The organism is Aeromicrobium duanguangcaii (genome assembly GCF_024508295.1).
GTDB lineage: Bacteria > Actinomycetota > Actinomycetes > Propionibacteriales > Nocardioidaceae > Aeromicrobium > Aeromicrobium duanguangcaii.
In genome coordinates this window covers 2,441,264-2,459,305 of sequence record NZ_CP101990.1, presented here as the reverse complement: position 1 = coordinate 2,459,305, position 18,042 = coordinate 2,441,264, and the positions used below count along the sequence as shown (strand labels likewise).

At 71.8% G+C, this 18,042-nt stretch carries 18 protein-coding genes; 10 read left to right on the top strand and 8 right to left on the bottom strand.

Annotated elements, in window-relative coordinates:
- Positions 1 to 20 precede the first annotated feature (20 nt).
- Positions 21 to 1,085, bottom strand: a complete 1,065-nt coding sequence (locus tag NP095_RS12195) for a DegT/DnrJ/EryC1/StrS family aminotransferase (protein WP_232418627.1) — start codon at positions 1,083 to 1,085, stop codon at positions 21 to 23.
- Positions 1,082 to 1,795: an LbetaH domain-containing protein gene (locus tag NP095_RS12190; RefSeq protein WP_232418628.1), complete on the bottom strand. Its 714-nt coding sequence runs from the start codon at positions 1,793 to 1,795 to the stop codon at positions 1,082 to 1,084. The genes NP095_RS12195 and NP095_RS12190 overlap by 4 nt, the downstream gene beginning before the upstream one ends.
- Positions 1,796 to 1,837: 42 nt before the next feature.
- On the opposite strand from NP095_RS12190, the gene NP095_RS12185 reads away from it, so the two are divergent.
- A complete protein-coding gene (locus NP095_RS12185) occupies positions 1,838 to 3,238 on the top strand; it encodes a glycosyltransferase (RefSeq protein WP_232418629.1) in 1,401 nt (466 codons plus the stop codon).
- A gap of 17 nt (positions 3,239 to 3,255) precedes the next feature.
- Here the strand turns inward: NP095_RS12185 and NP095_RS12180 are convergent, their stop codons facing one another.
- Complete coding sequence (locus tag NP095_RS12180; RefSeq protein WP_232418630.1) at positions 3,256 to 4,272, bottom strand: SGNH hydrolase domain-containing protein; 1,017 nt, start codon at positions 4,270 to 4,272, stop codon at positions 3,256 to 3,258.
- Positions 4,273 to 4,315: 43 nt separating this feature from the next.
- Entirely contained in the window at positions 4,316 to 4,945 is a 630-nt protein-coding gene (locus NP095_RS12175) for a DUF2510 domain-containing protein (protein ID WP_232418631.1), read from the bottom strand.
- 153 nt (positions 4,946 to 5,098) lie between these two features.
- Here NP095_RS12175 and phoA point away from each other — a divergent pair, with 153 nt between their 5' ends.
- Positions 5,099 to 6,508, top strand: a complete 1,410-nt coding sequence (gene phoA, locus NP095_RS12170; RefSeq protein ID WP_232418632.1) for an alkaline phosphatase — start codon at positions 5,099 to 5,101, stop codon at positions 6,506 to 6,508.
- Positions 6,509 to 6,560: 52 nt separating this feature from the next.
- Here phoA and NP095_RS12165 read toward each other — a convergent pair whose 3' ends face one another.
- On the bottom strand, positions 6,561 to 6,803 hold the full coding sequence (locus tag NP095_RS12165) for a hypothetical protein (protein ID WP_232418633.1): 243 nt from the start codon (positions 6,801 to 6,803) through the stop codon (positions 6,561 to 6,563).
- A gap of 155 nt (positions 6,804 to 6,958) precedes the next feature.
- Here NP095_RS12165 and prfB point away from each other — a divergent pair, with 155 nt between their 5' ends.
- The 4 genes from prfB to NP095_RS12145 all read left to right on the top strand — a co-directional run bounded on the left by prfB (position 6,959) and on the right by NP095_RS12145 (position 10,249).
- Positions 6,959 to 8,071: a peptide chain release factor 2 gene (prfB, locus tag NP095_RS12160; protein ID WP_232418634.1), complete on the top strand. Its 1,113-nt coding sequence runs from the start codon at positions 6,959 to 6,961 to the stop codon at positions 8,069 to 8,071.
- Between the two features lie 7 nt (positions 8,072 to 8,078).
- On the top strand, positions 8,079 to 8,756 hold the full coding sequence (gene cofE, locus NP095_RS12155) for a coenzyme F420-0:L-glutamate ligase (RefSeq protein WP_232418635.1): 678 nt from the start codon (positions 8,079 to 8,081) through the stop codon (positions 8,754 to 8,756).
- 1 nt (position 8,757) lies between these two features.
- Positions 8,758 to 9,702 (top strand): 2-phospho-L-lactate transferase, encoded by a 945-nt coding sequence (gene cofD, locus NP095_RS12150; RefSeq protein ID WP_232418636.1) that lies wholly within the window; start codon positions 8,758 to 8,760, stop codon positions 9,700 to 9,702.
- A gap of 139 nt (positions 9,703 to 9,841) precedes the next feature.
- Positions 9,842 to 10,249, top strand: coding sequence for a hypothetical protein (locus NP095_RS12145; protein WP_232418637.1), 408 nt, complete (start codon positions 9,842 to 9,844; stop codon positions 10,247 to 10,249).
- A 1-nt stretch (position 10,250) separates the two neighbouring features.
- On the opposite strand, the gene cofC is transcribed toward NP095_RS12145, so the two are convergent.
- Genes cofC through cofG form a run of 3 tightly spaced genes read right to left on the bottom strand, consistent with a single transcriptional unit; the run spans position 10,251 to position 14,432 of the window.
- Positions 10,251 to 10,841 (bottom strand): 2-phospho-L-lactate guanylyltransferase, encoded by a 591-nt coding sequence (gene cofC, locus NP095_RS12140; RefSeq protein ID WP_232418638.1) that lies wholly within the window; start codon positions 10,839 to 10,841, stop codon positions 10,251 to 10,253.
- Positions 10,834 to 12,258 carry a flavin-containing monooxygenase gene (locus NP095_RS12135; RefSeq protein WP_306173259.1) on the bottom strand — a complete coding sequence of 475 codons (1,425 nt, stop codon included), beginning with the start codon at positions 12,256 to 12,258 and terminating at the stop codon, positions 10,834 to 10,836. Before NP095_RS12135 ends, cofC begins: the two co-directional genes overlap by 8 nt.
- Complete coding sequence (gene cofG, locus NP095_RS12130) at positions 12,255 to 14,432, bottom strand: 7,8-didemethyl-8-hydroxy-5-deazariboflavin synthase CofG (RefSeq protein WP_232418639.1); 2,178 nt, start codon at positions 14,430 to 14,432, stop codon at positions 12,255 to 12,257. Before cofG ends, NP095_RS12135 begins: the two co-directional genes overlap by 4 nt.
- Before the next feature lie 235 nt (positions 14,433 to 14,667).
- Here cofG and NP095_RS12125 point away from each other — a divergent pair, with 235 nt between their 5' ends.
- From NP095_RS12125 to ftsX, 4 genes are read left to right on the top strand one after another with little or no spacing between them, the layout of a single operon-like run.
- Positions 14,668 to 15,141 carry a copper chaperone PCu(A)C gene (locus NP095_RS12125; RefSeq protein ID WP_232418640.1) on the top strand — a complete coding sequence of 158 codons (474 nt, stop codon included), beginning with the start codon at positions 14,668 to 14,670 and terminating at the stop codon, positions 15,139 to 15,141.
- Positions 15,142 to 15,145: 4 nt separating this feature from the next.
- Positions 15,146 to 16,315 carry a Dyp-type peroxidase gene (locus NP095_RS12120; RefSeq protein ID WP_232418641.1) on the top strand — a complete coding sequence of 390 codons (1,170 nt, stop codon included), beginning with the start codon at positions 15,146 to 15,148 and terminating at the stop codon, positions 16,313 to 16,315.
- 55 nt (positions 16,316 to 16,370) lie between these two features.
- Complete coding sequence (ftsE, locus tag NP095_RS12115; protein ID WP_232418642.1) at positions 16,371 to 17,060, top strand: cell division ATP-binding protein FtsE; 690 nt, start codon at positions 16,371 to 16,373, stop codon at positions 17,058 to 17,060.
- A gap of 5 nt (positions 17,061 to 17,065) precedes the next feature.
- On the top strand, positions 17,066 to 17,980 hold the full coding sequence (gene ftsX / locus NP095_RS12110) for a permease-like cell division protein FtsX (protein ID WP_232418643.1): 915 nt from the start codon (positions 17,066 to 17,068) through the stop codon (positions 17,978 to 17,980).
- The last annotated feature ends 62 nt before the right edge of the window (positions 17,981 to 18,042 follow it).

The following is an 18,042-nucleotide window of genomic DNA, read 5'->3' as shown; positions in this document are numbered from 1 at the left end:
CCCCGCCGGGTCCGCCCGGTTCAGCCGCGCAGGACGGCGGAGATGGCGTCGAGCGCTGCGTCGGGGACGCGACCGTGCAGTGGGAGGGCGACGGCGCTTCCGGCGAGCGCGACCAACGCACCGGCCTCGGCGCCGACGAGCGGGACGTCGGCATACCGCTGGCCGGGCGCGCACAGGGCGGGGAAGATGCGCCCGACGACCTGCGCAGCGGCCAGGTCGTCCAGCAGGTCCTGCTGGTCCTCGGGCGCGCACCGGACGACCTCCATGACCAGGGCTCGTGGCCGACCCGGAGCATGGGGCCGGCAGCGCGTGCTGAGCGCGAGGGCACTGTCGTACGCGTCGCGCACGCGCTGCCGGGCGCGGATCTCGTCGGGGATCCCGGGCAGCACGGCCAGGCCCAGTGCCGCCGCGTGCTCCGACATCTTGGCGTTGGTGCCCTGCTCGCGGACCCGGTCGGCGTCCAGCCCGAAGGCTCGCGCTCGGCGCAGCCGAGCGGCGACCACCGGGTCGTCGGTGCCGACGCAGCCGCCCTCGGCGGTGTGCAGCAGCTTCGTCGCGTGCAAGGAGTACGCGCTCGCGATTCCGCGTCCCACGACGGGGGCGAAGCCGTAGGCGTGGGCCGCGTCGTACACGACGGGAAGACCCGCGTCCTCGCCGATGTCATCGAGCTGGACATCGGCCGCCAGCCCGAACAGGTGGACCGGGAGGATGGCGACCGTGTGGGCGGTGATCGCCTTGCGCACCGCGTCGGGATCGAGGCACAGGGTCTCGGGATCGACCGCGGCGAACCGGGGCACGAGCCCGGCCAGCTCGATGGCCTGGACGGTGGCGGTGAAGGTGAGCGCGCTGGTGATCACCTCGCCCCCGCGAGGCAGGTCCAGGGCGAGCAGCGCGACGGTGAGCGCCGACGTCCCCGAGCTGGTCGCCGAGACGTCCGCCCAGCCGAGGTCCGCGGCGAGACGCTGCTCGAACCGCTGCACGATCGGCCCGTCGTTCGACCACCGACCCGACGCGATGATCTCGTCGACGAGCGCCGTCAGCACGGCGCGATCAGGTGGGAGCGGTTGGCCGAGGGTGACCGTCATCGCTGGTGCCGGCCGGACTCGCGTCGCCCGCCGAGCAGGTCCCGCCACCGGGACAGCGGCATCGCCCGCGGGCCCACCATCACCTCTCCCGGGGCCACATCGTGGGTCACGACCGCCCCCGGGCCGATGACGGCGCCGTCGCCGATCGTGATCGGTTGCTCGATCGTGCCGTTGTGGATGATGGCCCCGGCGCCGACGGAGACGTCGTCGCCGATCTGGACGTGGCCGAGCACGATGCTCCCGACGCCCAGGCCGACGAAGTCGCCGATCTCCACGTCATGGGCGACCACTTGCGCCCAGACGAGTCCGCCGCGGCCGATCCGCGTGGTGTGGCCCAGCCGGGTCGTGCTGACGACGACCGTCCCCTCGCCGAGCTGGGCCGCGGGGTGGGCCAGATGGTCCGCTCCGCGTGCACCCAGGATCGGGACGCCCCGGTCACGGAGCTTGTCGTGGAGGGTGCGCCGAACCGATGGGTTCAGGATCGACAGGAACACCCCGGTGTCCTCGAGTCGGCAGAGTTCCTCGAAGTCCATCACCGGGTAGTCGTCCTCCGCCCGACGTCGCGGGTCCTGGACGTCGTCGACGTATCCCACGAACTCCACGAAACCCCGGCTCTGGTGACGCAGGTCGAGTGTCACCTGGGCTCCGGTCCCACTGGCGCCGTAGCAGGCCATGCGTGCAGGGAGATCGGCCCGAGAGGCGAAGAGCATGGGCATACGATATCGATAGGAAAGGTCCAGTAGGCTGTCACGATGCTCGGCGAGACGGATGCGGTGCGCGGGCATGCTCTGGACCGGGGCAAGGACTTCTTCGATGCAGACTGGTATCGCCGCGAGTACCCCGACATCGACGACGCGGATCCGTGGGAGCACTTCGTCGCGCACGGCGATGCGGAGCGCCGCTCACCGGGCCCGGGCTTCGACGCCCAGTTCTACGCCGGTACCTACCTGGCCCTCGAGGAACACCACGCGTTGCGGCACTTCCTCACCCATGGCCGGCGCGCCGGGCACCAGCCGCGGCCGGTGCCGAGGACGGCCCACGAGAGCCGCGACGCGATGTCCGCCCTCCTGGCCGGCGTGGAGCATCCGATCCTGCTCGTCGGCAACGACGCCCAACGCGCGGGCGCGCCCCTGCTGATGTTGGAGCTGGCGCGGCATCTGCGTGGCAGGGGCTGGGCACCGGTGTTCGTCCTGCTCCGTGGCGGGCCGCTGCTGGGGCGGTTCCAGGCGCTCGGCCCGACGGTCTTGATCGCCGAGGGGCACGACGTCGCCGGCCTCGGCGCCGCGCTGGAGCCGGAGACGCCGATCGTGGCGAACACCGGGTGGGCGGCGCCGGTGCTGCAGCAGCTGCGTCCGTCCGGCCCGTCCGTGCTGCTGGTCCAGGAGATGCCCGACTACCTGCAGGAGCACGGTCTGCTCGAGCCGGTGGCCCGGGCGGCCACGATCGTCGCGGCGTTGCCGGCGGTGACCGAGCAGCTGCGCGAGCGGCTGCCGGCGGGCACCCCGGTGCACACGCTGCTGCCCGGGCTGTTGCACGCGACCGGCAGCCCGGAGGGCGTGACGCGGGTCGAGCGCCTGATCGCCGAGAGCGTGGGCGCGGACCGGTTGATCTTCCTCGGCGCCGGGTTCGCCGACGAGCGCAAGGGCTTCGATCGGTTCCTGGAGTTGGCGCATCGCATCCACGACCTCGAGTCGCGCAGTGCCTTCGTGTGGTTGGGGGATGTGGGGGAGTGGGGACGTCGCTGCGCCGACCAGGCGCGTGAGCGAGGGCTGCCGCTGCTGGTGCCCGGCTTCCGGCTGGACGCCCCGGCTTGGTACGCCAACGCCGACGTGTACCTGCTGACCTCGCGCCAGGATCCCGGACCGACGACCGTGATGGACGCCGCTCGCTGCGGGGTGCCGTTCGTCGCAGCGCCCGGAGACCTGGGACTGCAGAGTCTGGGCCGTCTCCTGGACGGCGTGGGCTGGTTTCTCGCGGACGAGGGCCAGGTTCCCGGGCGCGCCGTGGCGGTCGCCCGGTCCGAGACCCACCAGAGCCGAGCCGAGCGCGCCCGCCATATGGAGGGGCACGCCTCGTTCGACGGTTACGTCGACGACCTGCTGCAATTGCTGCGCATGAAGGGCCTGGTCGACGAGCCGTCGCGCGGCCGGTGAGGCGTCGCGCTCCGTGCTCAGCGGATCAGGCGCATCGCGCGGAACCGGGCGGTCAGCACCGGGGCCAGCGTCTTGGAGTAGGTCACCGTGATGTGGGTCGTGTCGCGGTAGACGTTGACGCCACCGACCACGGCGGGGCAGAAGCCCTTGCGGCAGAAGCGTGAGCGCAGGTCGAGCGCGGTCGCACGTCGGGTCTTCTTCGCAGTGAGCAGGAACGGGTCCCGCGCCAGACCGGTCGAGGTCGAGACCCCGCACTTCCTGGCGCCCTTGCGCGCACCGTGCTTCCTCAGGCAGCTCTGCGGGTCGCGCGTCAGCCGGGGGTTGTCGCTGACCGCGACGATCCGGACGCCGCGCTTGACGAGGGGGCGCCACGCGGCGCGCATCTTCCTCACCTGCGAGGAAGCGCCGCCGTCGATCTGGCGGATGTACCCGGTGGTCACGATGATGTCGATGCTCGACGCGCGCCTCAGCAGCCAGCGCTGCAGATTCTTGCGATACGTCTTGCAGGGGCCGATCCGGGTCTTGTCGGGGTGCTTGACGTTCGACGTCGTCCACGAGCACGACGCGCGCATCTGGGCCTCGAGCGAGAGGTGGCCCGCCTGGGCCATCGCCACGAAGGCCGGCAACAGGGCCCGGGCGTGCGAGTCGCCCACGACCACCACGTGCGGGCGTCCTCGCGCTCGCTTGCCGAACGTGCAGCCGCGGTTCATCTTCGTCTGGCGGACGTTCGATCGGTAGCACTGCTTGCCGGGGAACCTGGCGGTGTCGCGCCGTGCCGCGTGCGGCTTCGGGGTCAGCCGTCCCTTGAGGGCCCGATTGTGGCACCGCTTCCTCGCCATCGAGGCAGCGCCGTAACAGCGCGGAGCCGTTCTGGCGGCCGGGCTGGCGTCCGCTTGCGGATCAGCCGGAGCGGCCCGGTGGGGTGTCCGCTGGCTGGGGGAGTGCGTCGTCTCGGAGACCGCGACCAGGAGACCGCCGGCAGCCACTGCCGACGCGACCAGCGCGAGGCGGATGCGATGGGGCACGCGTCCCATGTGATCAGCGTCACTCCTGGGCGCCGATCGTGCAAGGGGTGACTCAGTCGTCGCCGTCGCCGTCGTCCAGCTTCCAGCGACCGCCCTCGCGGATGAACGTGTAGGTCGTGAGCGTGCTGCCGTTCATGGACTCCTCGTCGTCGAGGAAGCCGGAGTACCTCTGCTCGACGATCAGCACGCCGATCGGGCCCAGCCGCGCTCCCCACTTCGCAGACCCGGGGGCCGCCGGACGCTGCGACGCCCACTCGGCGCACGTGAACGGGCCGTCGGTCAGGTCGTCGCGGAAGCTCGCCGTCGTGGTGGCCTGCAGGGTGGCGCAGTCCTTCGTCACCTCGGCCCGCGCGTAGGCCGCGTAGGTGCGCTCGAGCGGCTCGGCGTCGCCGCCGGCGGCGCTCCACACGGCCACGGCGCTCAGCGAGCCGATCAGCGCGGCGGCCAGCAGCACGAGCGGCAGGATCCACGCCAGCTTCGAGCGCTTCACCGCGACGAGGTCCCCGGTGGGCCGCGGCGCCTGCGCCGGCTGGGCCGCCGGCTGCGGCGCCTGCTGCTGCGGCGGGGCCTGCTGCGCGAGGGGAGCGGTGTGCTGCGTCCACTGGGAGCCGTCCCACCAGCGCAGCTGGCCGTGTCCGTCGTCGTACCAACCGGGCGGCGTGATCGGCCTGGGAGCGTCCATGGGCACCATCATGCCGTTCCGCGCCCCTTCGCAGCGGCACCAGCGCCCCGGGCCGGTCGACCCCGGTGACCGACCCCGAGGATTGCCGCGCTCGACGGCCGCACGTGCGGTGCTGTTCACCGCCCCGTCACCGGCCCCCGCTGGGCTGGACCCATGAAGACACGCATCAGCATCCGCAGCATGTTCGTCCTCGGCACCGCAGGACTGCTCCTCGGGGGAGCAGTCGTGGGATCGGTCGCCACCGGCGAGCGTGACCTCACTCGTCCCGGGGGCGCCGCGCGCCTCTCGGGCGACCAGACCAAGACGGTCAAGAGGGCCATCGACGGCAGCCGCCCCGACAACGTCATCCTCATCGTCGGTGACGGCATGGGGGACTCGGAGATCACGAGCGCCCGCAACTACGTCCACGGCGCCGCCGGCCGGTTCCCCGGCATCGACGCCCTGCCCCTCACCGGTCAGTACACGACCTACTCGCTGACCAAGGACGGCAAGCCCGACTACGTCCCCGACTCCGCCGCCACCGGCACGGCGTGGGCGACAGGCACCAAGTCCTACGACGGCGCCGTCAGCGTCGACGTCGACGGCAAGCCCCGCGGCACGCTGCTGCAGCTGGCCAAGAAGGCCGGCTACAAGACAGGCAACGTCTCGACGGCAGAGCTGCAGGACGCGACGCCCGCCGTCCAGGTCGCCCACGTGACGAGCCGCAGTTGCTACGGGCCCACGGCGACCACGGCCAAGTGCCCCGCGAACGCCAAGGAGAACGGCGGCAAGGGCAGCATCACCGAGCAGCTGCTCGACACCCGGCCGGACGTCTCGCTCGGCGGCGGCGCCGCGACCTTCGCCGAGACGGCGACGGCCGGATCGTGGAAGGGCCAGACGCTGCGTCGCCAGGCCGAGAGCCGCGGCTACCGGATCGTCGACGACCTCACGTCCCTCAAGGCCGTGAAGCAGGCCGACCAGGACCGGCCGCTGCTCGGCCTCTTCGCCCCGGGCAACTTCCCGGTCCGGTGGACGGGCCCGGCCGCGACGCCCGACGGCGGCACGAAGGCGCCCGTCGCCTGCACCGAGAACCCCGCCCGCACGGACGCCCTGCCCGCACTGGCCGACCTGACGAAGAAGTCGATCGAGCTGCTCGACCGGGGCAACCGCAAGGGCTTCTTCCTCCAGGTCGAGGGAGCCAGCATCGACAAGCGCAACCACTCCTCGGACGCGTGCGGCCAGATCGGCGAGACGCTCGATCTCGACGAGGCCGTCAAGGTCGCGCTGGACTACGCCAAGAAGGACAAGCACACGACGGTCATCGTCACGGCCGACCACGCCCACACCAGCCAGATCGTGGAGGCCGGCTCGACCACGCCCGGCTCGACCGTGAACCTGCTGACGCGCGACGGCCAGCCGATGACGATCAACTACGCCACGAGCGCCTCGGCAGGCTCGCAGCAGCACACCGGGTCGCAGTTGCGGATCGCCGCGTACGGGCCGCGCGCCGCGAACGTCGTGGGCCTGACCGACCAGACGGACGTGTTCTTCACGATCCGCGACGCGCTGCGACTGGGCAGGTAGCGGGCAGAGGAACGGCGGGTCGTCTCCCTCGGGACGACCCGCCGTTGGCCTGTCAGGCGCAGATCTCGGCCAGCTCCAGGTCCCAGTTGGAGTACAGGCCGATCTCGCGCCATGGATCATCGATGCCGAACCGGGCGGCGATGCCCCGCGCGACCAGCGTCACCAGGGCGATCGAGCCGGCCACCACCAGGAGCGTCGACATCAGACTCAGCGCCGCCGTGTGGGGCACGAGCCAGAAGACGATGAAGCCCAGCTCGCTGCCCAGCGCGATGGCAGCGATGCGCTCGTTCGTCATGGGTTCTCCGTTCCGCGATTTTCGGTGGCCCGATCATGCCCGGAACTTCGCCGTCATGTGACGCAAATCACCTCACATACCGAGGGAATCTCGATTCGCCCGCCACGCGGACGGTCGACGACGCCCGTTCTGGCCTGCGGCGGTAACCTCGACGCGTGGCCACCGTCGATCTCACTGACCGGATCAAGCAACTCGACACGACGCTGACGTCGATCGAGCGGGTGCTCGACGTGCCCAAGATGGAGGCCGAGATCGCCGACCTCCAGGAAGAGGTCGGCGCACCCGACCTCTGGGACGACCAGTCCAACGCCCAGCGCGTCACCGGTCGGCTCTCCGTCCTGCAGTCCGAGCTCGAGAAGGTCCGCACCCTGCGTCAGCGCCTCGACGACGTGAGCGTGCTGCTCGAGCTCAGCGCCGAGGAGCACGACGCCGACTCCAAGGCCGAGGTCGAGACCGAGGTCGACCGCCTCGCCGCCGCGATCGACAGCCTCGAGGTCCGCACCCTGCTGTCGGGCGAGTACGACGAGCGCGAGGCGCTCATGACGATCCGCTCCGGCGCCGGTGGCGTCGACGCCGCCGACTTCGCCCTGATGCTCCAGCGCATGTACATCCGTTGGGCCGAGCGCCACAAGTACCCCGTCGAGATCTACGACACCAGCTACGCCGAGGAGGCAGGGCTGAAGTCCACGACCTTCGCGATCCGCGCCCCCTACGCCTACGGCACGCTGTCGGTCGAGGCCGGCACCCACCGCCTCGTGCGGATCAGCCCGTTCGACAACCAGGGCCGCCGCCAGACGTCGTTCGCGGCCGTCGAGGTCGTGCCGGTGCTGGAGGCCACCGACAACATCGAGATCCCCGACGAGGAGATCCGCGTCGACGTCTACCGCTCCAGCGGCCCCGGCGGACAGAGCGTCAACACCACCGACTCGGCCGTGCGCCTGACCCACATCCCCACCGGAGTGGTCGTCAGCTGCCAGAACGAGAAGAGCCAGCTGCAGAACAAGGCCAGCGCGATGGTGATCCTCAAGGCCAAGCTGCTGGCCCTGAAGAAGGCCGAGGAGCGCGCCCACCTCGACGAGCTGCGTGGTGACGTGCAGGCCTCGTGGGGCGACCAGATGCGCAACTACGTCCTGAACCCGTACCAGCTGGTCAAGGACCTGCGCACCGAGTACGAGACCGGCAACACCCAGTCGGTCCTGGACGGTGAGATCGACGAGCTGATCGAGGCCGGCATCCGCTGGCGACGGAACCAAGCCGACGCGGCCTGAGCCGTCGATGCTGACCGTCTCCGGGGTCGCCGGCCTGCCGGAGATCCGTGAGGGCGACGACCTCGCCGCCCTGATCCTGGCGCACACCAGCCTGGTCGACGGCGACATCGTCGTCATCACCTCGAAGATCGTCTCGAAGGCCGAGGGGCGCCTCGTCGCCGCGTCCGACCGTGAGGACGCGATCGCGGCCGAGACCGTCCGGGTCGTCGCCGAGCGTGGCTCGGTGCGCATCGTCGAGAACCACCTCGGCATCGTCGCGGCCGCCGCGGGCGTCGACGCCAGCAACGTGCCCGAGGGTCACGTCCTGCTGCTGCCGGTCGATCCCGACGCCTCGGCCCGCCGCCTGGCCCTGCGGCTGCGCGAGGTCGCCCACGTCGGCGTCCTGATCTCGGACACCCTGGGCCGCGCCTGGCGCCTGGGCCAGACCGACGCCGCGATCGGCGCGGCCGGGGTCCGCCTGTTCGAGCAGCCCGAGCGCGACGCCGACGGCCGGCCGCTGGCCGTCACGATGTCGTGCGTTGCCGACGAGCTGTGTGCCGCCGCCGAGCTGGTCAAGCCCAAGGACGGCCACGTGCCCGTCGCGATCGTGCGAGGCCGCGCCGATCTGGTGGGCGACCTCGACCTGCCGGGGGCGCGCAGCATCGTCCGCTCGCCCGACGAGGACCTCTTCCGGACGGGTGGCTGACATGCGAGTCACCGTGCTGGCCGGGGGAGTGGGCGGAGCGCGTTTCGTGCGTGGCCTGCGCGCCGCGCTCGAGGGCTCGGACGCCGAGATCACCGTGGTCATCAACACCGGCGACGACCTGTGGCTGTCCGGTGTTCGCCTGCAGCCCGACATCGACTCGATCCTCTACGCGCTGGCGGGCGTCAACGACACCGAGCGCGGCTGGGGTCGCGCGGGCGAGACCGAGCGCGTCAGTGCCGAGCTGCGCGAGTGGGGATCCGGCTGGCCGTGGTTCACCCTCGGCGACCTCGACCTCGGCACGCACCTCGCGCGCACCGGGTGGCTGCGCGAGGGCCTGACCTACTCGCAGATCGCCGGACGGCTCGGCTCGCGCTGGCCGATCGGCGTGCGACTGCTGCCGATGACCGACACCGAGGTCGACACGCAGGTCGTCGTCGAGGACGGTGCCCGGATGCACTTCCAGGAGTGGTGGACGCGGCACCGCGCCACCCTGCCCGCCCGCGCGTTCGAGAACCCCGGCATCGAGGCGGCCGTGCCCGCGCCGGGCGTGGTCGAGGCGATCACCGCGGCGGACGTCGTCGTGCTGGCGCCCTCGAACCCGGTCGTGTCCATCGGCCCGATCCTGACCGTCCCCGGCATCCGGGAGGCCCTCGCCGAGGCGACTCGCGTCGTGGGGATCTCGCCCATCGTCGGCGGCAAGGTCGTGCGCGGCATGGCCGACGCCTGCCTGACCGCGATCGGTGTCGAGACCTCGGCCGTCGCGGTGGCCCGCCACTACGGCCGGCGCGCCGACGGGGGAGTGCTCGACACCTGGCTCGTCGCGCAGGAGGACGCCGACCTCGCGCCCGCGCTGGCCGCCGACGGTTGGGACGTGCGTGTCGGACCACTGTGGATGTCGGACCTGGAGCATTCCGCGGCGCTCGCCCGGGCCGCAATCACGCTCTGAGCCACCACCGCGTCGCCATGCGCATCCTGGCCGCTCTGCTCCTGGCCCTGTCCCTCTTGCTGACCGGGGACGGAGTTCCAACGCGGAGGGCGCTGAGGAGCCCCGCCGTGATCACGGCCTGAGCGGCTACCGTGGCGCCATGCGCACGCTCATCGCTCTGCTCTTCGCCCTGACCCTGGTGCTGACGGGATGCTCGCAGGAGTCCTCGGAGCCGGCTGCGCAGGACACGGCGTCCCAGGAGTCCGATGGCCCCGAGGACACGCTGCCGGTGTTGGGCGTCTGGGAGTCCGAGCCGATCGAGCAGTCGGGCCGTCGACTCACCCTGACGCTGTCCGACGACAACACCTACGTGGCCACCGACGGGTGCGTCGAGCTGCCCGGCCGCTGGGACCTGGCTGGAGGGCAGGTCCGCCTGAAGCCCGATCGCGACGGTGAGGTCCAGTGCGGCGCCGTCGCCGACACTCCGGTCACCCTGCCGACCACCTTCACCGTCGAGGGTGATCGCCTGGTCCCCGACGAGGGAGACCTGGTCTTCACGAAGTCCTGATTCAGGACACGCGCCCGAGCACCGCGGAGGTGCGAGGTCCGAGCGCGCCGACGAGGTGATCCGCCCGGTCCACGTCGCGGCGCAGCGTCGACCACGAGGGCACGGGCAGCTCGAGGAAGCCCGCCGCGAGGTGGCGGCGCCAGGAGTCGGGCCCGAACGCCTCGGGCAGGTCGCCCTCGCGGGCCGTGATCAGCGTCGTGCCATGGCGCTCCTCGTCGGGCACGGCGCCCAGCCGCGTCTCGCGCGCCAGCTCGAGCGCCTGCGCGAGGTCCTCCGGCTGCAGCCCGGGCAGGTCGCCCAGCAGCACGGCACGCCGATCCCGGGGGATCGTGGCGAGACCGTCCGCGACCGCCGTGGCGATCCCGCGAGGGGCGGGCTCGACGACGACCTCGATGCCGGGCGCGTCGATCGTCGGGTCCGAGGTGACCACCACGACCCGCGCGACCTGGGCCGCCGCCTCGATGGTGTCCAGCGCGATGGCGCGTGCGAGCGCGACGCGGTCGACGCCGGGGATCTCGAGGCGCGACTTGCCGAGCTCGGCCGGCTTGACCGGGATGACGACGGTCCAGTCACGTCGTCGACGGTCACGCACCCGTGGACTCCACGACGCCGAAGGGGGCCGGGTCGAAGCAGCCGAACCGGTCGCGGAACTCCTGCGCCTTGCCGGGCCAGAGCAGCACCTGCCGCCCGGACCGCTCGTCGACGTACCAGTTGTGACAGCCGGAGGTCCACACCGTCGAGCGCTCCTGCAGCTCGTCGATGTACCGCTGCTCGGCCTCGGCCGAGACCTCGAGCGGTCCGTGCGCGGTCCACGGCAGCGCCGAGGCCACGTAGTCGGCCTGGGCCTCGATCATGAGGACCGCCGAGTTGTGGGCGAGCGTCGCGTTGGGGCCGTCGAGAACGAAGAGGTTGGGGAAGCCGTGCACGGCCGTGGAGGCGTAGGCGCGCATGCCCTGGGACCAGTACTGGTCGAGCGAGATCCCGTCGCGGCCCGTGATCAGCTCGGCGTAGGGCTGGCGGGTCGTGTGGAAGCCGGTCGCGGCGACCACGACGTCGACCTCGTGGCGCGAGCGGTCGGCCGCGATCACCGCGCCGGGCTCGTACGCGGTCAGGGCACCGGACACGTGGCGCACGTGGGGCATCCGCAGGGTCGAGTAGAAGTCGTCGCTGAACAGCACGCGCTTGCACCCGAACTCGTGATCGGGCGTCAGCGCCGCGCGCAGCACCGGGTCGGGGACCTGGGCAGCGAGGTGATCCAGGGCCCGCGCCCGGGCCTCGGCGCGTCCGTCGCCGGCGCGCTGGGCGAAGACCTCCTCGGTCTCGCGCATGAGATCGGCGCGCAGTCCGGCGAGGCGGTCGGGCTGGCGCTCGAACAGGGCGATCTCGGCCTCGGCGTAGGCGCGGTCGCCCTTGGGCAGGATGAACGGGGCGCTGCGCTGCAGCACGACGACCGACTCGGCGCGGCGCGCCAGCTCGGGCACGATCTGGACGCCCGAGGCGCCGGTGCCGACGACGGCCACCCGAGCGCCGTCCAGGTCAAGGTCGTCGTCCCAGCGTGCGGTGTGGACGACCGGGCCGTCGAAGGTGCCCGGGACCTCGGGCAGGCGCGGCTCGGTCAGCCGCCCGGCGGCCATGACCAGGACCTCGGCCTCGACCGGTCCGCGCGAGGTGGTGAGTCGCCAGCCGGAGCCGTCCCAGTCCGCCGACTCGAGCCGGGTCGAGAGCATGATCCGGTCGGCGACCGGGGCGGCGGCGTCCTGCAGGTACTCGAGGATCTCGGACCCCGGCGCGAACACGCGGCTGAAGCCCGGATGGGCGATGTCGGAGTAGCCGTAGAGGTGCGCCGGGACGTCGCAGGCGACCCCGGGATAGCGGTTGTCGTGCCACGTCCCACCGATGCCGGGACGGCGCTCGAGCACGACGAAGGACTCGTCGGCCGCGGCCAGGCGGCGTGCCATGGCCACGCCCGCGAAGCCGGCGCCGACCACCGCCACCCGGACGCGGATCACGGGGCGACGCCGTAGGTCGTGGTGCGCAGCCGCAGTTGTCGCCCGAGGGTCTTCGCGATGCGCCCGGCCGCCTCGACGGTCAGCTCCTGGCCGAACTCGACGCCGGCCTCGGGCAGCACGCGGCCGTCGTAGAGCGTGCCGCCGAGATCGTCGGCACCCGAGCGCAGCACGAGGATCGCGCCCTCGACCCCGAGCCGTGTCCACGCCGCCTGGACGTGGTTGATGCTGCCGTGCAGGATCAAGCGGGCCACGGCGTGGACGGCGCGGTGCTGATCGTCGTTGTGGTCACCGCCGGGGAAAGCCATGGGGACGAGCTCGTTGAACCCGCCGGTGTCGGTCTGGATGGCACGCAGGCGGCGCAGGTGCCGCACCCGCTGCAGTGGCGACTCGCCGTGACCGTAGAACAGCACGGAGGTCGAGTGCAGGCCCAGGCCGTGCGCGGCGCGGATCGCCTCCTCCCACTGGTCGACGGGGAGGTCGGCGGGGAAGTGCTCGGCGCGGTACGCCTCGTCCAGCACCTTGACCCCCGTGCCGGGGACGGTGTCGACGCCCGCGGCGGCCAGCGCCGCGTACTGTTCGGCGATCGTGCGACCGGTGCGGCGGGCGCCGTCGATGACGTCGGCGGGCCGGAAGGCGTGCAGGTGCAGTTCCGGCGCGGCGGCGCGGGCGGCCCGCAGCATCTGCTCGTAGACGTCGTCGGGGGTGTCCGGGTCGGCGGTGCCCTGGATGCACAGCTCGGTGGCGCCGAGGTCGACCGCGTCGGCGGCGACCTGCGCCACGAGGTCGGGGTCGGTGACCCGGTCCGAGCCGAGGTTGCGGTTCTGCACGAGCGATACGGTGGCTCCCGCGACGGACCGGCGCAGCTCGTCGGCCAGTCCCGTGAGGCGATCGAGGTCGGCTCCGGTGGCCGTCATCAGCCGCTCGTACTCGTCGTCGCTCAGGCCGGCCGGGTCCTGCTCCGCCTTCGCGAACAGGTCGCGGGGCGCGGCGCCGGTGGTCCGCGGCGCCCGCTCGTCGACGGCGGCGAGCCCGTCGGCGTCGGCGAAGGCCAGCACGGACTCGTGCAGCGCCGGGTCGATCCAGGCGTCGCGGTCGCGGATGTAGTGCGGGTGCACGGTCAGGCGCTCGCGCAGGGCGTAGCTGGCGGCCCGCGTGAGCTCGGTCAGCTGGTCGACCTGGGGCCACGGCCGCTCGGGGTTCACGTGGTCGGCGGTCAGCGGGCTGACGCCGCCCCAGTCGTCGATCCCGGCGGCGATCAGCAGGGCCAGCTCGCCCGGGTCGGAGAGGTTCGGCGGCGCCTGGATGCGGGCGTCGGGGCCCAGCACGATGCGGGTCGCGGCGACGGCGGCGATGTACGCGTCGGTCTCGGCGTCGGCGACGCCCTGCATCGCGGTGGCCGGCTTGGCGCGGAAGTTCTGGATGATGACCTCCTGCACGTGGCCGTGGCGCTCGGACACGTCGCGCAGGGCCAGGATCGAGTCGAACCGCTCCTCGAACGTCTCGCCGATGCCGATCAGCAGGCCGGTCGTGAAGGGGATCTTGAGGCGGCCGGCGTCCTCGAGCACCTGCAGGCGCAGGGCCGGGTCCTTGTCGGGCGAGCCGAAGTGGGCCTGCCCCGGCTCGGCGAACAGCCGGTGGCTCGTCGTCTCGAGCATCATGCCCATCGACGGCGCGGTCGGGCGCAGCCGCTCCAGCTCGGCCGCGGTCATGACGCCGGGGTTCAGGTGCGCCAGCAGGCCCGTCTCCTCCGTGATCCGGCGAGCCAGGTGACCGACGTAGTCCAGCGTCGAGGCGAAGCCGTGCTCGTCGAGCCACTCGCGGGCGACGTCCCAACGGTCCTCGGGGCGGTCGCCGAGCGTCAGCAGCGCCTCCTTGCAGCCCAGCGCGGCACCCTGGTGCGCGATCGCCAGCACGTGCTCCTCCGAGAGGTAGGGCGCGATGCCCTTGCGCTCGAGCTTGCCGGGGGTGTCGACGAAGACGCAGTAGTGGCACCGGTCGCGGCACAGGGTCGTGACGGGGACGAACACCTTGCGCGACCACGTGATGACTCCGGGACGGCCGGCACGGGCCAGACCCTCGTCGCGGATCCGACCGGCCTGGCGGACCAGGTCGTCGAGGTCGTCGCCGCGGGCCGAGAGCATCGAGGCAGAGACCTCGGATGCTTGCAGACTCATGTGGACTCCCCGCGCGCAGACTCGTTCACACCCTAACCGCCGAAGCCTCGCGGGAGCGCGTCACCGGGTGCGGGCGGTCGAGGGCTTGCGCCTCAGTCGGGCGTGCGGGGTCACCTCGGCGAGCCTCGCGACCCCGGCCACGGCGGCCTGAACCTCGGATCTCCCCAGCACGACTGAGGTCCGGATCACCACTCAGGCTCAGTGCCTCGACCCTCTCGCCGGTATTCTGGACGGCGTGTTTCGACGTGTTCTTCCCCTGCTGCTGGCCGCTCTCCTGACCCTCTCGGCGTGTGGTGACGGCTCCGGCGATGCGCAGGGCGAGGCCGCCGGCCTCGCCGTGGCGGACGCGTGGGTGAAGGCCACCGACATGAAGATGAGCGCGGCGTTCGCGGTGCTCAGCAACAGCGGTGACGAGGACGTCACGATCGTCGGCGTCACGACCGGCCTGACCGACCGCGCCGAGATCCACGAGACCGCCGACGGCGCCATGCGTCCGGTCGAGAGCGTCACGATCCCCGCGGGGGACTCGATCCGGCTCGAGCCCGGTGGCGACCACCTCATGCTGATGGACCTCAAGGCCCCGATCCAGCCCGGCGAGGAGGTCGAGCTGACGCTCGAGCTCGGCGATGGATCGACGTTCGACATCACGGCCACGGCCAAGGACTTCGCCGGCGGCGCCGAGGACTACGAGGGCGGCAAGGGGCACTGAGGTCATGAAGCGTCGCGCTCTCTTCGGAGGGGCTGCGGCGGTCGGTGCCGCCGCCGTCGGTGGTGCGGCGTTGGGCGCGACCGCGACCGGTGCCACCTCCGACCCCGAGCCCACGGGCACGCGCTCGGTCCCGTTCCACGGACGCCACCAGGCGGGGATCGAGATGGAGCCGCAGGCCCACCAGAGCCTGCTGGCCCTCGACCTGCGTGACGGCGTCGATGCCGCGGCGGTCCGCCGGCTCCTGATCCTGCTCACCGACGACGCCCGACGGCTCACCGCGGGCCGGGCGCCCCTGGCCGACCTCGAGCCGGAGTTGGCGGCGGTGCCCGCGCGGCTGACCGTCACCTTCGGGTTCGGTCCCGGCCTCGTCGCGGTGGTCCGCGGCGCTGCCCGGGTGCCCACGTGGCTGCGGCCGTTGCCCAAGTACCGCACCATCGACCGACTCGAGGACCGGTGGAGCGGGGGAGACCTGCTGCTGCAGGTGGCCGCCGACGACCCGACCACCATCGCGCATGCCCTGCGCCTGCTCGTCCGCGACGCACGCGCCTTCGCCACGGTCCGGTGGCGTCAGGACGGCTTCCGCCACGCCGCCGGCACCCACCGGCCGGGCACGGCGATGCGCAACCTGTTCGGACAGGTCGACGGCACCGCCAACGAGTCACCGGGCTCCGCTGAGTTCGACCGCGTCGTGTGGCGGGACGGCCCCGAGCCGTGGCTCGCCGGCGGCACCACGCTCGTCGTGCGGCGCATCGCGATGAATCTCGACACCTGGGACGAGGTCGGCCGCGAGGGGCGCGAGTTCTCGATCGGCCGGCGCCTGGCCGACGGCGCTCCCACCACGGGCGGGAGGCCGTCCGACGACGTCGATCTCGAGGCCGTCGACGAGCGCGGCTTCACCGTGGTCGGGCCCTCCGCCCACGTGCGTCGGGCCCGCGAGGGTGACGACGGCGAGCGGATCTTCCGGCGCGGCTACAACTACGACGACGCCACCGGCACCGGCCTGATCTTCTGCTCGTTCCAGGCCGACCTGGAGCGCCAGTACCTGCCGATCCAGGCGCGATTGGCCGAGCAGGACGCGCTCAACGCCTGGACGACGCCCATCGGATCAGCGGTGTTCGCGATCCCCGCGGGCATCCGCCCGGACGGCTTCGTCGGTGAGGCGCTCTTCACGTGACGCCGTCGCGTCGACGTCCGAGGAATCATCAGGTGCCCCACCTACACTCGATCGAGTGATTCGCTTCGACAAGGTCACCAAGACCTACCCCGGCCAGAAGCGTGCTGCCCTCGACCACGTCGATCTGGAGATCACCAAGGGAGAGTTCGTCTTCCTGGTCGGCTCCTCCGGCTCGGGCAAGTCGACCTTCCTGCGCCTGATCCTGCGTGAGGCCCGGCCCACGTCCGGCCACGTCTACGTCGCCGGCAAGGAGATCAACAAGCTCCCCAGCTGGAAGGTGCCCAAGCTGCGCCGCCAGCTCGGCACGGTGTTCCAGGACTTCCGCCTGCTGCCGAACAAGACGGTCTTCGAGAACGTCGCCTACGCCCTCGAGGTCATCGGCAAGCCGCGTGACGAGATCAAGCGCCTCGTCCCCGAGACGCTCGACCTGGTCGGTCTCGACGGCAAGGGACACCGCCGCCCTGACGAGCTCTCCGGCGGCGAGCAGCAGCGCGTCGCGATCGCCCGCGCCTACGTCAACCGGCCGATGATCCTCATCGCCGACGAGCCCACCGGCAACCTCGACCCCACGACCAGCGTCGGCATCATGAAGCTCCTCGATCGGATCAACCGTGAGGACACGACCGTCCTGATGGCAACCCACGACTCCTCGATCGTCGACCAGATGCGCAAGCGCGTCATCGAGCTCGACGAGGGCCGCGTGATCCGTGACGAGGCCCGCGGCATCTACGGCTACGAGAACTGAGACCCATGCGAGCGATCCTCAACGAACTGCGCGCGAGCCTGACGCGCAACACCTCCATGACGATCTCGTTGATCGTCACCATGAGCGTGTCGCTGCTGCTGGCGTCCCTGGGTCTGCTGATCCAGGCCCAGGCCGAGCGCACCGAGCAGTACTTCGGCGACCGGCTCCAGCTGCAGGTCAACCTCTGCACCAAGAACTCGCCGGCCGCCACGTGCGTCGGCGGTGTGGCCACCGACGAGCAGAAGCAGGCCGTGCAGACCGCGCTGCGCGACAACCCCGAGGTCAAGACCTTCGAGGTGCGCACCCCCGAGGAGAACTTCGCCCAGGCGCGCGAGCTGCTCGGCCAGACCGACACGGGTCGCAAGCAGCTCGAGACCCTCGGTGTCGACTCGTTCCCCGAGTCCTACTTCGTGACCCTGAAGGACCCGCAGCAGTTCGACGGCGTGGTCAGCGAGGTCTCGGGCATGGACGGCGTGGGCAACGTCAACTCGCTGCGCGACCTGCTCGGACCGCTGTTCGAGATGCTCGACAAGATGCAGTGGGCGGCGCTGGCCACGGCCGGACTGCTGATCATCGCGGCGATCCTGCAGGTCTCGAACACGATCCGCATGACGGCATTCGCCCGACGTCGCGAGATCGGCATCATGCGCCTGGTCGGCGCGTCCAGTTGGCACATCCAGGCACCCTTCGTGCTCGAGTCCCTCGTGGCCGCGATCATCTCGGCGGCCCTGGCCGCCGGCGGCATGGCGGCGTTCATGCACTTCGTCGTCTACGGCTACCTGCGTGACACGCTGGGTCGGATCACGACGTGGGTGCGCTGGGAGGACGCCTTCCTGGTCATGGGCATGACGACCGTGCTGGCCCTGCTCCTGGCCCTGGTGCCGACCTTCGTCATGACACGCAAGTACCTCGACGTCTGAGGACACGCGGGGGCGCGGCGCTGAGCTCAAACCCTCAACCTCTGCCGTAGAGTCGCTGACGT

Coding starts and splice junctions, on each gene's coding strand:
- NP095_RS12195 (WP_232418627.1), bottom strand. CDS start 1,085: ATGACGGTCACCCTCGGCCAACCGCTCCCACCTGATCGCGCCGTGCTG.
- NP095_RS12190 (WP_232418628.1), bottom strand. CDS start 1,795: ATGCTCTTCGCCTCTCGGGCCGATCTCCCTGCACGCATGGCCTGCTAC.
- NP095_RS12185 (WP_232418629.1), top strand. CDS start 1,838: ATGCTCGGCGAGACGGATGCGGTGCGCGGGCATGCTCTGGACCGGGGC.
- NP095_RS12180 (WP_232418630.1), bottom strand. CDS start 4,272: ATGGGACGCGTGCCCCATCGCATCCGCCTCGCGCTGGTCGCGTCGGCA.
- NP095_RS12175 (WP_232418631.1), bottom strand. CDS start 4,945: ATGGACGCTCCCAGGCCGATCACGCCGCCCGGTTGGTACGACGACGGA.
- phoA (WP_232418632.1), top strand. CDS start 5,099: ATGAAGACACGCATCAGCATCCGCAGCATGTTCGTCCTCGGCACCGCA.
- NP095_RS12165 (WP_232418633.1), bottom strand. CDS start 6,803: ATGACGAACGAGCGCATCGCTGCCATCGCGCTGGGCAGCGAGCTGGGC.
- cofE (WP_232418635.1), top strand. CDS start 8,079: ATGCTGACCGTCTCCGGGGTCGCCGGCCTGCCGGAGATCCGTGAGGGC.
- cofD (WP_232418636.1), top strand. CDS start 8,758: ATGCGAGTCACCGTGCTGGCCGGGGGAGTGGGCGGAGCGCGTTTCGTG.
- NP095_RS12145 (WP_232418637.1), top strand. CDS start 9,842: ATGCGCACGCTCATCGCTCTGCTCTTCGCCCTGACCCTGGTGCTGACG.
- cofG (WP_232418639.1), bottom strand. CDS start 14,432: ATGAGTCTGCAAGCATCCGAGGTCTCTGCCTCGATGCTCTCGGCCCGC.
- NP095_RS12120 (WP_232418641.1), top strand. CDS start 15,146: ATGAAGCGTCGCGCTCTCTTCGGAGGGGCTGCGGCGGTCGGTGCCGCC.
- ftsX (WP_232418643.1), top strand. CDS start 17,066: ATGCGAGCGATCCTCAACGAACTGCGCGCGAGCCTGACGCGCAACACC.